The sequence below is a fragment of the Candidatus Pelagibacter communis genome, assembly GCF_001179965.1.
Classification (GTDB): Bacteria; Pseudomonadota; Alphaproteobacteria; order Pelagibacterales; family Pelagibacteraceae; genus Pelagibacter.
On sequence record NZ_CVSH01000052.1, the window covers coordinates 1 to 15,134 of the forward strand.

A 15,134-nucleotide genomic window follows, 5' to 3' on the forward strand; every position below is an offset into this window, starting at 1 on the left:
TAAGAAAAGGGAAATACTCAATATCAAAGTTATCAGAAAGGTTTAAAAAAGCATCATTACCAAATCATGAAATTATTAATTTAAATAAAGTAAAACTCGATAAAAATTCTTGGTTATCAAACGCAGTTGTTCAAAAAGTGAATGATCATTTAAATAAAAAAGACCAAGTTTTATTTTTTTTAAATAGAAGGGGTTTTTCTCCCCACGTATTTTGTAAAAAATGTTTATATAGTTACTCTTGTCCAAATTGTTCAATTAATCTTGTGTTCCACAAAAATAAAAATTTTTTATTATGTCATTACTGTGGTTTTAAAGATCAGCTTGACAGAAAATGTAATAAAATAAGTTTTTGTGAACCTATTTTTTATGGTCCAGGCGTAGAGAGAATTACTGAAGAAGTTAAAAAAAAATTTCCTGATAAAAATATTACAATTTTCTCAAGTGATACAATGAATAAAAAAAATTCATCTGAAATTTTAAAAAAAATTATTAATAATGAAATTCAAATACTTGTTGGAACTCAATTAATATCAAAAGGTTTTCATTTCCCTCATCTCAATTGTATAATAGTGGTTGATATAGACCTTACTACAAAAGGACACGATTTAAGGGGCACCGAAAAAAACTTACAATTGTATCATCAATTATCAGGAAGAGCAGGAAGAGCTGGAAAACCTGCAACAGTTTATTTTCAAACTTATAGCAATGATACAAATTCAATCAAGACTTTGACGGATAGTGATCCAGATATCTTTTTATCAAAAGAACTTCAACTTAGGAAGTTAAATAATCTTCCTCCATTTCAAAGATTTATTTCAATTATAATAACTGGTAAAAATGAAAAAATAATTGAGCAAGAATCTAATAAATTTAAAAGTTTTGCACAAACTTATATTAAAGATAAAATTCTAGGTCCGGTAAACGCTCCAATTTTTCGGTTAAAAAGAAAATATAGGGTAAGATTATTAATTCGAGGGAGAAAATCAATGAAACTTCAAAATTCCTTATCTGAAGTAATATCAAAATATAAGTTTCCATACGGAATAAAACTGACAGTTGATGTTGACCCAATAAACTTCAATTAATCAGTAAAATAAGAACCATTTTGACAATCAGTTACTTGAACAGATTTTTATCATATGTTAATTAATCTCAACTTTTTAAATAATTCTTCATATACAAAGGTTTAAAATTGACAAAAAACAAAAACTTTTCTGAAACTTCAGTTGGAAGATATTCTCTCGCACTTTATGAGCTAGCGGACGAAACAAATATAGTCAGCGAAATTGAGAAACAGGTTGAGGCTTTGCTATCTACTATAATAAAAAGCCCAGATCTAGATTTTTTCATTAAAAATCCAACTACCAAAAAAGAGGACCAAGAAAATATTATAAAACAAATTTCAAATAAATTTAATTTGAATGAACTCCTCTCAAAATTTTTATGCTACCTCATTCATAAAAGAAGATTTTTTTATGTAGAGAAAATATTAAGTGATTTTATTGAAACATGCTCCAAAAAAAGAGGAGAAATAAAAGCAGAACTAATTGCAGCAAAAGATTTGAGCAAAGATGAGATCAAAAAAATTGAAGGTAATTTGTTAAGTACTTTTGATGCTAAAATAAAATTAAATTTTAAAAAAGATCCGAGTTTAATTGGAGGTCTAATAATTCAAGTAAATAGTACAATGATTGATACTTCAATAAGAAGCAAATTACAAAAAATAGAAAATAAAATGTTAGAGGCATAAATGGATATAAACCCTTCAGAAGTAACAAAAATATTAAAAGAGCAGATAAAAAAATTTGGAGATAAAGCTGAAATAAGTGAAATAGGTCAAGTTCTATCGGTTGGAGACGGTATTGCTCGTGTATATGGTTTAGACAATGTTCAGGCAGGTGAGATGGTTGAATTTTCAGATGGTTCTAGAGGTATGGCTTTAAACTTAGAGAGCGAGAATGTAGGAGTAGTAATTTTTGGCGATGATAAAGCTATTAAAGAGGGAGATACAGTTAAGAGAACAGGAGCAATTGTTGACACACCTGTTGGTAAAGAACTATTGGGAAGAGTTGTTGATGGATTAGGAAATCCAATTGATGGCAAAGGTGCATTAGATAAATCAATCAAAAAAAGTAGAGTAGAGATAAAAGCTCCAGGAATTATACCACGTCAATCAGTTAACGAACCAATGCAATCTGGTTTAAAAGCAATAGATAGTTTAGTTCCTATTGGAAGGGGTCAAAGGGAATTGATTATTGGAGACAGACAAACAGGTAAAACTGCAGTTGCAGTTGATACTATTATTAACCAAAAAAAAATTAATGAAAGCGGTGATGAAAAACAAAAACTTTATTGCATTTATGTTGCAATAGGTCAAAAGCGATCAACTGTTAGACAAATACAAAAAACTTTAGAAGAAGCTGGAGCAATGGATTATACAACTATTGTTGCAGCTACAGCGTCTGATGCAGCACCATTACAGTTCCTTGCTCCTTATACAGGTTGTGCAATGGGTGAATTCTTTAGAGATAATGGCATGCATGCTCTAATTATTTATGATGATTTATCCAAACAAGCTGTAGCCTATAGGCAAATGTCATTATTATTAAGAAGACCTCCAGGAAGAGAAGCTTATCCTGGTGATGTTTTTTATTTACACAGCAGACTTTTAGAGAGAGCAGCAAAACTAAGCAACGAACATGGAGGTGGATCGTTAACTGCACTTCCAATAATCGAAACACAGGCTGGAGACGTTTCAGCTTATATACCTACTAATGTAATTTCAATTACCGACGGTCAAATTTTTTTAGAAACTAATTTATTCAATCAAGGTATAAGACCGGCGATTAATGTTGGACTATCTGTATCAAGAGTTGGATCTGCAGCACAAACAAAAGCAATGAAAAAAGTTTCTGGTTCGATGAAACTAGAATTAGCTCAATATAGAGAGATGGCAGCTTTTGCACAGTTTGGTTCTGATTTGGATGCATCAACACAGAAGTTACTAAATAGAGGTTCCAAACTTACGGAATTATTAAAGCAAAAGCAATATTCTCCAATGACTGTTGCAGAACAAGTTATATCTGTTTTTTGTGGTGTGAGAGGCTATTTAGATGATGTTGAACTTAAAGATATTTCAGATTTTGAAAAAAAAATAATAGAAAAATGTAAATCTGATAAGCCTGAGATATTAGATAATATTTCAAGCGATGGTAAATTAGAGGAGAATACAGAAAAATTACTTATAGATTTAATCAAAGATTTAAAAAACAGTTTAAAATAATTATGCCAAGTTTAGATGATTTAAAAAAAAGAATAGTAAGTGTAAAATCAACACAGAAAATAACTAAGGCTATGAAAATGGTAGCTGCAGCTAAATTAAAAAGAGCTCAGGACAGCGCTGAAAAGGGAAGACCTTATTCTGAAAAAATGAATAAAATCATTTTAAATTTATCTGAAAATATTTCAGATAAAGAAAATGCACCGAAATTACTTACCGGTACTGGGTCAGAAAAAGTACATTTATGTATTATATTAACTTCAGATAGAGGCTTATGTGGTGGATTTAACTCAAATATTATTAAAAAGGCCAAGAGTTTCTTTGAAAAGATTACAAAAGAAGGAAAAACACTTAAAATAATTACAGTAGGCTCAAAAGGTTACGATCAACTCAAACGTCTATATAAAGATAAGATAATTGAAAAAATTTCTTTTAAAGAATCAAAAAATACAAACTATTTCGATGCAGAAAAAGTAGGCAACATGATTATAGAACTATTTTTAAAAAATGAATTTGATGTGTGTACAATTTTTTACAATAAGTTTAAAAATGTGATCACTCAAATACCACAAGAGCAGCAAATAATACCACTCAAGTCATCAGAGCCAGATAACTCATCATCTGAGAGTAATTATGAATTTGAGCCAGAGGAAGACGAAATTTTAGGCAATCTTTTACCAAAGAACATTTCAACTCAAATCTTCAAAGCAATGCTAGAAAATTCAGCAAGTGAGCAAGGTTCGAGAATGAGTGCTATGGATAATGCTACTCGAAATGCAGGCGAGATGGTTGATAAATTAACAATTGAATATAATAGAAGCCGTCAAGCCGCTATAACTAAGGAACTAATAGAAATAATATCAGGAGCAGAAAGTTTATAATGAGAAAAGGAAAAATTACACAAATTATTGGTGCAGTTGTCGATGTAAAATTTGAAGGTGAATTACCTGAAATTTTAACGGCATTAGAATGTAAAAATGGTGATAACAGATTAGTTTTAGAGGTTGCACAACATTTAGGTGAAACAAGTGTGAGGACTATTGCAATGGATGCGACTGAGGGATTAAAAAGAGGCGATGAAGTTGTAGACACTGGTGCACCGATCCAAGTGCCAGTAGGACCTGAGACTTTGGGAAGAATTATAAATGTAATTGGAGATCCAATCGATGAAAAAGGCTCTGTAAAAACTAAAGAGACCTGGCCAATTCACAGGCCGGCTCCAGTGTTTAATGACCAATCTACTGAAACAGAAATTCTAGTAACAGGTATAAAGGTTATTGATCTACTAGCTCCATATGCAAAAGGTGGAAAGATAGGATTATTTGGAGGAGCAGGTGTTGGAAAAACAGTTTTGATTATGGAACTTATTAATAACGTAGCAAAAGCTCATGGTGGCTTTTCTGTTTTTGCGGGTGTTGGAGAGAGAACAAGAGAAGGGAATGACCTTTATCATGAAATGATAGACTCAGGAGTAATTAAGCCTGATGGAGATGGTTCTAAAGCTGCATTAGTATATGGACAAATGAATGAGCCCCCAGGTGCAAGGGCTAGAGTTGCGCTAACAGGTCTTACTGTAGCGGAGTATTTTAGAGATCAAGAAGGCCAAGATGTATTATTTTTTGTTGATAACATTTTTAGATTTACGCAAGCGGGGTCTGAAGTTTCAGCATTATTGGGACGGATACCCTCAGCTGTGGGATACCAGCCTACTTTAGCAACAGATATGGGAAACTTACAAGAAAGAATAACAACAACTAATAAAGGATCAATTACGTCTGTCCAAGCTATTTACGTACCTGCAGACGATTTAACAGATCCTGCGCCAGCAACCTCATTTTCACACTTAGATGCTACTACTGTATTATCTAGACAAATAGCAGAATTAGGAATTTATCCAGCTGTTGATCCGTTAGACTCCACTTCACGGATTCTTGATCCAAGAATAGTAGGAGATGAGCATTATAGAGTAGCTAGAGAAGTTCAAAAAGTTTTACAAACTTACAAATCTCTTCAAGACATTATAGCAATTTTAGGAATGGATGAACTTTCTGAGGAGGACAAACTTACAGTCGCAAGGGCACGAAAAATACAAAGATTTCTATCTCAACCATTTTTTGTTGCAGAGGTTTTTACTGGATCACCCGGTAAACTTGTTGATCTTCAGGCAACAATAAAAGGTTTTGATGCGATTTGTAAAGGTGAATATGATCATTTACCTGAGGCAGCATTTTATATGGTTGGAACTATTGAGGAAGCAATTGAGAAGGCTGAAAAAATGGCAAAAGATGCGGCGTGATGAGTGAATTGTTTAATTTAGAAATTGTAAATCCTGAAAAATCTTTTTTATCAGCAGATGATGTTAAAGAGGTTGTTGTTCCTGCTTATGAGGGAGAAATGGGTATTTTGAAAAATCATATTTCAATAATTTCTTTTTTAAAACCTGGTATTATGAAAATCTATCGTAATAATGCCGAAGAAAAATTTTATATTGAAGATGGTATTTTAGAATTCAAAGATGATACTCTATCTATATTAACGAGCAAAGTTATAAAGCTTGATAAATTAGATAAGAGCTTTATTGACAATTCGATCCAAGAGGCCGAAAAAAGTCTTTTAAAAGAGGGAATAACCGATCAACAGAGATTTTTGATTTCACAAAAAATTGATAGTTTAAAGTCTATTGGTGCTAATTAGATAAAACCTTGTTTAATTCAACCTGAATTTTTTTATAAACTTCTATTTTAAAATCTACTACATTTTTTGTGATAGAATTAGATTCAATCCATCGCCACTCTAAAAACTCTGGCTTCTTTGTTTTAATATTAATTTCCGAATCATGTCCTAAGAATTTCATGATAAACCATTTTTGTTTCTGACCTTTATATTTTCCTTTCCAAATTATTCCTAATAAACGTTTAGGCAAGTTATATACGGTGTAATCATCTATCTCTTTAATTAGTTTAACACTTTTTATACTTGTCTCCTCATATAATTCTCTTATAGCAGCCTCATGATGAGTTTCTCCTGGATCCATTCCACCTTGTGGCATTTGCCAATAGTTATTCGGATTATCAATTCTTTTTGCGACAAAAACTTTGTTATCTTTATTGAGTAATACGATGCCTACGCCTTCACGCAATGGAAGATTTTTAAAATCTTTTACTGCCTTATCCATTTAATAATTTTATTGCGTAAGTTAATTGATTATCACTATCAGTATCTATTCTAAAATTATCATTATCCTCTGCTATGACTATATCAGGCGAAACACCAACTTCAGAAATAGATTCACCCGAAGGCAAATAATACTTGGAAATTGTTAATCTGATCGCTCCTTTATTTCTTAAAGGTATTATTGATTGCACAGATCCTTTTCCGTAACTATTTTCACCAACTAAAATTGCTCTTTTATGGTCTTTTAAAGCTCCAGCAACTATTTCTGATGCAGAGGCAGATCCGTTATTGATTAAAACTACTAAAGTTTCTCCATTTAATATGTCGCCAGCTTGTGCAAACCATTTTCTATTTTCATTTTCTTGTCGAGATTTAGTTGAAACGATTTCACCACTTGAAAGAAAAAAATCAGTTATTTTGATTGCTTGAGAAAGCAGTCCTCCTGGATTATTCCTTAGATCTAAAATAAATTTTTCAATATTTTCATTTTTATTAAATTCGTTAATTTTTTTTTTAATTTGATTACTACTATTTTCGTTAAATGCTGTTAGCCTTATATAACCTATATTGTTGTCAATTATTTTTGATTTGACTGATCTTACTTTTATAATTTTTCTAGTTATATTAAAAACTAGAGCCTTTTTAACTCCTTTGCGCCTCACCGTGATTTCAATATCTGATCCAACTGGTCCTCTCATTATTTCAACAGCTTCATTAAGAGTTTTTCCTTGAACCTGAATATCATTTATTTTTACAATATAATCTCCAGCTTTAACACCAGCCTCGTAAGCAGGAGAGTCGTCCAATGGAGATATAACTTTTACAACTCCTGCCTCCATGCTCACCTCAATACCTAAACCACCAAATTCTCCGCTGGTTTCAGTTTGCATATTTTCAAAAGACTCAGGTGACATATATGCAGAATATGGATCTAAGGATTGCAAAACTCCGTTTATTGCTGCATCCATTGCCTCAGATTGATCAATCTCCTCAACATATTCTTTATTTATCTTATTTAAAACTTCTCCAAACAAATCAATCTTGTCGTAAATATTTTCTTCAGACGCGGATAAAAAATTTTTAACTAAAAATAAATTCAATAAGATAAAAAATATTATGATTTTAACTCTTATCATATTAAGACTTTCTCTTTAGGTATTAACTCTGACCACATTTTTTCAAGTTCATAAAACTTTCTTTTTTCAGGGTTAAAAATATGAATTATTACATCTATGCCATCAATTAATTTCCAGTCGTTACTTTCACTCCCCTCAATTTTACAATGCTTTAAACCATTTAACTTAAGCTTTTGTAAAACCTGTTCTGAAAGAGCTTGTATGTGTCGAGATGATGTACCGCTAGCAATAATCATATGATCTGCAATTGAGCTTTTATCAGTCAAATCAATACTAACTATATCTAAAGCCTTGTTATTATCTAATGTTTTTAAGATTATTGTTTTTAAATCTGAAATTTTATCCATTAATTAAATTAAGACTATCAAATTTTTCTTAATTTAGAAGATGAAATATTTACCTTTTTAAAGTTAATAAACCTAAGCCCCTTATTAGCTAATTTTTTGTATGATTTTGATTTTAAAGATTTAGATTTATATTTTGTTCTGTCAAAAACTAGGATTTCGCATAATTTTGTGAGTTGACTCCATTTTTCCCACTTATGAAGATTTATTAAATTATCGGCCCCCATTATAAAATAGATTTTTTTTTTATTATTTTTCTTTTTAAAATATTTAATAAGATCAATTGTTCTATTAGAGTTAATTTTATTTTCGTAACATTTAATAGATATAAATTTATTTTTTTTATTAATTTTTTTTGCGTAATTTATCCTATCATTTAAACTTTTTTTGCTTTTGCTTTTAAATGGATTTTTATTGGTAACTGCCCAATAAACTTTTTCTAATTTAAACTTTTTTTTTGCTTCTTTAGATATTTTTATATGCCCTAAGTGCGCGGGATCAAACGTTCCACCCAATATTCCAATTTTTTTTATTATACTATTCAATTTATTTTCTTATTTGTCCTGAACCATAAACTTCATATTTGTAGGTAACAAGCTCATTTAAACCAACTGGTCCACGTGGAGGTATTTTATTTGTTGAAATACCAACCTCACTACCAAAACCGAACTCCTCTCCATCTGCAAATTGTGTCGAAGAATTGTGAATTGCAATTGAACTTTTTACGTTTTTAACAAAAAGTACAGCTTCTGACTTTTTGGAGGTTACTATTGCATCTGTATGCATAGTACCATACTTATTAATATGATTTATAGCTTCCCAAGTATTTTGAACTACTTTTACAGATATTTTTGGACCTAAGTATTCTCTTGACCAGTCTGACGGACTAGCTATTTTTAATTTTCCTTTGTAAATTTTTCTGATTTTATCATCAGCATAAATTTCACATCCATTTTTTTGCAAAAAACTCAAAATTGGATTGATAAAAGTTTTAATTATTTTTTCATGAAATAAAACAGTTTCAGTAGCACCACAAATTGCTGTATTTCTTAACTTTGCATTATAAATAATTTTTTTAGCCATCTCTAATTTTGCAAATTTATCAATATAGGTATGACATATACCTTCTAAGTGACCTATATACGGTACTGTCGATCTTTTTTGAACCTCTTTAACTAAGTTTTTTCCACCTCTTGGTATTATAACATCAATATACTTGCTCATTTTAGTGAGCATATAAGATACTGATTTTCTACTTTTATTTTCAATTAGTTGAACATAATTAGGATCAACACTATTTTTCTTTAAAGCTTTTTTAAATAAATAGACTAGTATTTTGTTACTATTAAATGCTTCTGATCCACCTTTTAGAATGACTGGATTACCAGATTTAAAACAAAGACTTGAAACGTCAGAAGTGACATTGGGCCTACTTTCATAAATTATTCCTATAACACCGATAGGTATTGTAACTTTTTTTATTTTAAGTCCATTAGGTCTTTTCCACATCAAAAGAGTTTTATCTACAGGATCCTTTAAATTCGCAATTTTAACAACTGATTTTTCAATTTGTTTTAATCTTGTTGAGTTTAAAATTAATCTTTCGATCATATTATTTTTAATACCTTTTTTTATCGCGTACTTTTGATCTTTTTTATTTTGATATATTATTTTTGTTCTATTTTTTTTTATTAGATTTGCAAAATCGATCAAAACTTTGTTTTTCTTAGTTGTTGTTACCGATTTAATAGATGCTTTTTTTGAATTTTTACCAATTTTATCTAAATACTTTTTCATCAGATTTCCACCATATCATCTTTATGAACAACCTCAGATTTCGAAACATATCCTAACAAACTTTGAATTTTATTAGAGTGTTTACCCTTTATTTTTAATATTTCTGAGGATGAAAATGAACTTAAGCCTCTAGCATGTTCCTTCATATTTTTATCTAGTATTTTTATATGGTCTCCCTTGTTAAAATTTCCTTTAATATCAGTTATACCAGCTGCCAATAAACTTTTACCCTTTTTTAGGGCAGAAATTGCTCCTTCATCTATAATCAAATGACCTTTAGGAGATATCGAGCTTACAATCCATTTTTTTCTCGCATCTAGTTTTGATACCTTAGGCAAAAACCAAGTACAGTTATTTTTTTCTATAATTTTCTTTATTGGTCTTAAATACAAACCATTAGCAATTGCCATGGAACAGCCTGATAATTGACAGACCCTTGCTGCATCAATTTTAGTTTTCATGCCACCCTTACCATAAATGTTAACAGTTTTGGTAGCAAAATTTTCTATTTTATAATCAATATCCTGAATTTCCTTTATTAATTTTGCATCTTTAAATAATTTAGGATTTTTATCATGAAGTCCATCTACATCTGATAAAAGTATTAAAGAATCAGCATTTGAAATTTGAGCAACTCTTGATGCAAGTCTATCATTGTCCCCATATTTTATTTCTGAGGTGGCTATACTATCATTCTCATTTACAATTGGTACAAAACTCATTTGTAACAAATTATCAATAGTTCTTTTTGCATTAATAGCTCTCCTTCGTTGCTCAGTATCCTCTAGAGTTAAAAGTATCTGAGAGAAATTTATTTTCATTTTATTGAAAATTTTCTTAAATAAATTCATCAACTCAATTTGGCCCACTGATGCGATAGCTTGGCTTTTATCAAGTTTTAAGTTTCTCATGGTTAAATTTAGCTTTTTGCAACCCAGAGCGATTGCTCCGGAGCTGACCAAAATTACTTTTTTATTTTGTTTAATTAGTTCTTTTACATCTTTAGAAAACTCTGTAAGCCATTTATTTCTAATATTCATTTTATCATCGATTAGTAAGGATGAACCTATTTTTATAACTATAATTTCTGAATTTTTAAGATACATGTTTCACTAATTTTGATTTTATAAAAGATATAAGTTTTTTATCTAAAGTCGATATAGCTATAACTTTCTTTTTTACTTTTTTCTCGAATTCTTTTACTTTGTCATTTAAATTTTTATTATCAATTAAATCTATTTTATTAAAAACAATTAATTCATCTTTTTTAATTAATTCACTGCTATATTTTTTTAACTCATTTCTTATATTTTTATAATTTTTTACCAAGTTTTCCTCATTTACATCAATTAGATGCAATAATGTTTTACATCTTTCTATATGCTTTAGAAATTTAATTCCTAAACCAACTCCACTATGTGCGCCTTCAATTAATCCAGGGATATCTGCAAGTGTAATCTCTTTATCATCATATGATGCTACACCTAGATTTGGATTAAGAGTTGTAAACCTGTAATTTGCAATTTTTGGTGTTGCACTAGTAATTGAGGCTAGTAAGCTTGATTTCCCTGCATTAGGCATTCCTATAATACCAATATCAGCAATAGTCTTTAGTTGTAACCATATCCAATATTCTTCACCTTTTGCACCTTTTGTGAATTTCCTTGGAGCCCTATTTGTTGAGGATTTAAATCTTGTGTTTCCAAAGCCTCCTTTACCACCACTAGCAGCAACAAATTCTTCATCTTCTTTTTTAAAGTCAAAAATAAGTGTTTTATTGTCTTCCTCAAAAACTTGGGTACCCAATGGAACTTTTAACAATAAATTTTTTCCACCTTTTCCAGTTTGATTTTTTCCTTTTCCATCACCACCTCGTTCTGCTTTAAAATGTTGCTGATAACGATAATCTATTAAAGTATTAAGGTTTCTCTCTGACTTTAGAATTATTGAACCACCTTTACCACCGTCACCACCATCCGGTCCTCCAAATTCTATAAATTTTTCCCGTCTGAAACTTGGCGACCCTGATCCTCCATCACCAGCTTTTATAAATATCTTTACTTGATCTAAAAATTTCATAATACAACGTTTTTATTTTTAGTTGTATTGATTAATTGGGTTTTACAGAAACAAAAGTTCTGTCTGATTTACTTTTTTTAAACTTAACTGTTCCTTTTATTTTTGAGAATATCGAATGATCTTTTCCCATGCCAACGTGCTCGCCAGGGAAAATCTTAGTTCCTCTTTGTCTTACAATTATATTACCAGGAATTACTTGCTGACCACCATACTTCTTAACACCTAGCCTTCTGCCGGCGCTGTCTCTTCCATTTCTCGATGATCCACCTGCTTTTTTTGTTGCCATAAATTACCTAATTACTTTGTCTTTGCCTCTTTCTTAATTTCTTTTTTTTTTGTATCTGCAACACTCTCTTTAACTTCAGAAAATACTTTCCCATCTTTTGAGAAAATTTTATTAATCTTAATTAATGAAAATTCCTGTCTGTGTCCATTCTTTCTTCTAGAATTTTTTCTTCTTCTTTTTTTAAAAATTAAAACAGTTCTATTTTTTCCATTCTTTACTAAGTTTGCTTCAACCTTAGCACCATCTATTTTTGGAGATCCAATTTCAGCAGTCTTATCATCTCCATAAGCAAGAACATCTTTAAACTCAATTTTTGGGCTTGTCGATTTTTTATCCAGCCTTTCTACCTTAAGTATTTCTCCAGCTCTTACTTTATACTGTTTACCACCTGTTTTAATTATTGCAAAAGACATATTTACTTTCTAATTTTTATAGGAGCAATATAGTTCTAGACCTATTTTAGTCAAGGCTAATAAACTAAAAATTATCCTTTAAATCTCTTAGTTTTGAAAACTCCGCAAGTGTTTTTGCTCTTAGGAAAATATTGCATTCTAATTCATCTTTAATTGTTGAGGGAATTGTAGGTTCTTTTTTTCTTAACTTTTTTTCAATTTCGATTATTTTTTTTTTTAACATAATATTTTCACTATCATACTTAATACAAAATAATGAATTATTATAAGTATATTCATGACCACAGTAAACTTTAGTACTTGGTGGTAAACTTTTGAATTTAGATAAAGAGTTATACATATCTTCATGCGTTCCCTCAAATACTCTACCACATCCTAAAGAAAAAAGAGTATCACCAGAAAATAAAATTTCATTCTTATAAAAATAGAAAGCAATATGACCCGATGTATGTCCTGGTATATAAATAATTTTAGCTTCAAAATTTCCCGATTTCCATACTTCGTTGTCAGAAACAGAAATATCTATACCAGGTATTCTATCCTTATCTTTTTTAAAACCCACAATCTCTGACGAATATTTCTTTTTTAATTCATCATTTCCACCAATATGATCAAAATGATGGTGTGTATTTAATATAAATTTTAAATTTAATTTTTTTTTTTCTATAATTTTTATTATTGGATCTGATTCACTAGGATCAATTACAATACTATTTCTATCACTATCAGTAATTAGATAAGAATAATTATCCTTCAAACATTTTATAATTTCGACATTCATCTATTTTTCAATAATAAAAATTCCGAGTTCTGAAAATAAATTTACATAAAATAAGTTTGGACAATCAATTTTTATTTTTTTTTTGTTACAAAAATTTACAAAGTCTCTTATCGTACACATATGTAAATTAGGTGTGTTATACCATTCATTTGGCAGATTTTCTGTGATAGGCATTTGGCCTTTAAAAAGAAGATTTAATCTGACTCTCCAATGACCAAAATTTGGTATAGATACAATAGCTTTTTTTCCAACTCTCAAGAGTTCATTTATAACATTCTCTGGGTCAAGAAAAGCTTGAAGTGTTTGGCTCAATATCACAAAATCATATGAAGAATTTGGGAATTGTCGTAAATCTTTTTCTGCATCCCCTTCTATTACCGTAAGCCCTTTTGCGATGCATTTTTGAATATTATTTTTAGAAATTTCAAGACCTCTTACGTTTTCTGTTATATTTTCAGTTATATATTTCATTAATTCGCCATCACCGCATCCAACATCTAATACCTTAGAGTTTTTTTTTAATAACTTTGATATTTCAAAAAATTCTTTTTTCATTTTAATTTTTGATATGAGGTTTCTAAAAAATTTTTTACTGCACTAAGAAAATCTGGAACATCCAATAAAAATGAATCGTGCCCTTTATCTGATGTTATTTCTATAAATCCTACATCTTTACTTATTGAGTTCAAAGCTATAACTATATCTCTATTTTCAGATGTTGGATATAACCAGTCAGATGTAAATGAGATGACAAAAAATTTAGAATTTGTCTTTTCAAAAGCTTTAGATAAGTTACCATTGAATTGTTTTGTTAAATCAAAATAATCCATCGCTCTGGTTATATATAAATAACTATTTGCATCAAATCTATCTACAAAAACAGAGCCTTGATATCTTAGGTAGCTTTCTATTTGAAAATCAGCATCAAAACCAAATTTTAAATCATCTCTTTCTTGAAGCTTTCTTCCAAATTTTTCCTGTAAACCTTTTTTTGACAAATAAGTGATATGAGCAGCCATCCTCGCAACAGCGAGCCCTTTATCAGGAACTTTTTTATTCTCCACATAAAACCCGTCCATCCAATTATGGTCAGCCATAATTGACTGCCTTCCTAATTCATTTAATGCAATATTTTGAGCAGAATGACTTGCAGTACACGCAATTGGAATTGCAGTATGTGATTTTTCGGGAAAATTTGAGACAAATTGAAGTACCTGCATTCCGCCCATAGAACCACCAATGACAGAAAATAACTTGTTAATTTTAAAAAAATCTAAGAGGTTATACTGAGCATTAACCATATCATTAATAGTTATTACTGGAAAATTTGTTCCTAAGGGTTTACCGTTATCACCTATATTGCTTGGACCATATGAGCCCATACATCCACCAATAACATTTGCACAAATCACAAAAAATTTATTAGTATCAATTGCTTTACCTGGCCCAAGAGCATAATTCCACCATCCCTCTTTATTTGTAATTGGGTTTGTACCAGAAGCAAATTGGTCACCTGTTAAAGCATGAAAAACAAGAATTGCATTATCTTTTCTATCATTTAATTTTCCATAAGTTTCATAAGCCAATGGAAAATCTTTGATAGTCTTACCACAATCGAGTTTTAGTGGTTTTTCTACGATAATTTTTTTTACTTTATCAATTTTACTCATTTTTAATATTTGTGAATTGAGAGAGAAAAAAAACTTATTTAGCGGTTTTTTTATCGCGCTCGCAATTCAGTTAAATCAGCGCCCTTTTTATGTACTAAATGATTTTTGTTATGTCAATTTTAAAAAAATATACCTAATTTTGCTATTAAATTTTGTTAATTTATTTATAAGGTT

Annotated in this window: 18 protein-coding genes; 6 read left to right on the forward strand and 12 right to left on the reverse strand. The window is 30.0% G+C overall.

Annotated elements, in window-relative coordinates; all coding sequences use genetic code 11:
* From priA to atpC, 6 genes are all read left to right on the forward strand, one after another.
* Window positions 1-1,085, forward strand: a 1,085-nt coding sequence (gene priA / locus AMN73_RS02330; RefSeq protein ID WP_075534677.1) for a replication restart helicase PriA, incomplete at its 5' end; no start/stop codon positions are given.
* Window positions 1,086-1,192: 107 nt separating this feature from the next.
* Entirely contained in the window at window positions 1,193-1,750 is a 558-nt protein-coding gene (atpH, locus tag AMN73_RS02335) for an ATP synthase F1 subunit delta (protein ID WP_075534678.1), read from the forward strand.
* A complete protein-coding gene (atpA, locus tag AMN73_RS02340; RefSeq protein WP_075534679.1) occupies window positions 1,751-3,283 on the forward strand; it encodes a F0F1 ATP synthase subunit alpha in 1,533 nt (510 codons plus the stop codon).
* Between the two features lie 2 nt (window positions 3,284-3,285).
* Entirely contained in the window at window positions 3,286-4,161 is an 876-nt protein-coding gene (locus AMN73_RS02345) for a F0F1 ATP synthase subunit gamma (RefSeq protein WP_075534680.1), read from the forward strand.
* Window positions 4,161-5,576, forward strand: a complete 1,416-nt coding sequence (gene atpD / locus AMN73_RS02350; RefSeq protein ID WP_075534681.1) for a F0F1 ATP synthase subunit beta — start codon at window positions 4,161-4,163, stop codon at window positions 5,574-5,576. Before AMN73_RS02345 ends, atpD begins: the two co-directional genes overlap by 1 nt.
* Complete coding sequence (gene atpC, locus AMN73_RS02355) at window positions 5,576-5,974, forward strand: ATP synthase F1 subunit epsilon (RefSeq protein WP_075534682.1); 399 nt, start codon at window positions 5,576-5,578, stop codon at window positions 5,972-5,974. Before atpD ends, atpC begins: the two co-directional genes overlap by 1 nt.
* Here atpC and AMN73_RS02360 read toward each other — a convergent pair.
* The 12 genes from AMN73_RS02360 to metX all read right to left on the reverse strand — a co-directional run bounded on the left by AMN73_RS02360 (window position 5,967) and on the right by metX (window position 14,960).
* On the reverse strand, window positions 5,967-6,455 hold the full coding sequence (locus AMN73_RS02360) for an RNA pyrophosphohydrolase (RefSeq protein ID WP_075534683.1): 489 nt from the start codon (window positions 6,453-6,455) through the stop codon (window positions 5,967-5,969). The genes atpC and AMN73_RS02360 overlap by 8 nt on opposite strands.
* Window positions 6,448-7,590: a S41 family peptidase gene (locus AMN73_RS02365; protein ID WP_075534684.1), complete on the reverse strand. Its 1,143-nt coding sequence runs from the start codon at window positions 7,588-7,590 to the stop codon at window positions 6,448-6,450. The genes AMN73_RS02360 and AMN73_RS02365 overlap by 8 nt, the downstream gene beginning before the upstream one ends.
* Entirely contained in the window at window positions 7,587-7,937 is a 351-nt protein-coding gene (gene rsfS, locus AMN73_RS02370) for a ribosome silencing factor (protein WP_075534685.1), read from the reverse strand. The genes AMN73_RS02365 and rsfS overlap by 4 nt, the downstream gene beginning before the upstream one ends.
* A 17-nt stretch (window positions 7,938-7,954) precedes the next feature.
* A complete protein-coding gene (gene nadD, locus AMN73_RS02375) occupies window positions 7,955-8,479 on the reverse strand; it encodes a nicotinate (nicotinamide) nucleotide adenylyltransferase (RefSeq protein ID WP_075534686.1) in 525 nt (174 codons plus the stop codon).
* Window position 8,480: 1 nt separating this feature from the next.
* Window positions 8,481-9,731, reverse strand: a complete 1,251-nt coding sequence (locus AMN73_RS02380; protein WP_075534687.1) for a glutamate-5-semialdehyde dehydrogenase — start codon at window positions 9,729-9,731, stop codon at window positions 8,481-8,483.
* The gene (proB, locus tag AMN73_RS02385) at window positions 9,731-10,837 is read right to left on the reverse strand and encodes a glutamate 5-kinase (RefSeq protein ID WP_075534688.1); all 1,107 of its coding nucleotides are present in this window, start codon (window positions 10,835-10,837) and stop codon (window positions 9,731-9,733) included. Before proB ends, AMN73_RS02380 begins: the two co-directional genes overlap by 1 nt.
* On the reverse strand, window positions 10,827-11,810 hold the full coding sequence (cgtA, locus tag AMN73_RS02390) for an Obg family GTPase CgtA (protein WP_075534689.1): 984 nt from the start codon (window positions 11,808-11,810) through the stop codon (window positions 10,827-10,829). Before cgtA ends, proB begins: the two co-directional genes overlap by 11 nt.
* A 31-nt stretch (window positions 11,811-11,841) precedes the next feature.
* Window positions 11,842-12,096 carry a 50S ribosomal protein L27 gene (gene rpmA, locus AMN73_RS02395; protein WP_075534690.1) on the reverse strand — a complete coding sequence of 85 codons (255 nt, stop codon included), beginning with the start codon at window positions 12,094-12,096 and terminating at the stop codon, window positions 11,842-11,844.
* An 11-nt stretch (window positions 12,097-12,107) separates the two neighbouring features.
* The gene (gene rplU, locus AMN73_RS02400) at window positions 12,108-12,509 is read right to left on the reverse strand and encodes a 50S ribosomal protein L21 (protein ID WP_075534691.1); all 402 of its coding nucleotides are present in this window, start codon (window positions 12,507-12,509) and stop codon (window positions 12,108-12,110) included.
* Between the two features lie 64 nt (window positions 12,510-12,573).
* Window positions 12,574-13,290: a hydroxyacylglutathione hydrolase gene (gene gloB / locus AMN73_RS02405; protein WP_075534692.1), complete on the reverse strand. Its 717-nt coding sequence runs from the start codon at window positions 13,288-13,290 to the stop codon at window positions 12,574-12,576.
* The gene (metW, locus tag AMN73_RS02410; protein WP_075534693.1) at window positions 13,291-13,845 is read right to left on the reverse strand and encodes a methionine biosynthesis protein MetW; all 555 of its coding nucleotides are present in this window, start codon (window positions 13,843-13,845) and stop codon (window positions 13,291-13,293) included.
* Window positions 13,842-14,960: a homoserine O-acetyltransferase MetX gene (metX, locus tag AMN73_RS02415; RefSeq protein ID WP_075534694.1), complete on the reverse strand. Its 1,119-nt coding sequence runs from the start codon at window positions 14,958-14,960 to the stop codon at window positions 13,842-13,844. The genes metW and metX overlap by 4 nt, the downstream gene beginning before the upstream one ends.
* Window positions 14,961-15,134: the final 174 nt, after the last annotated feature.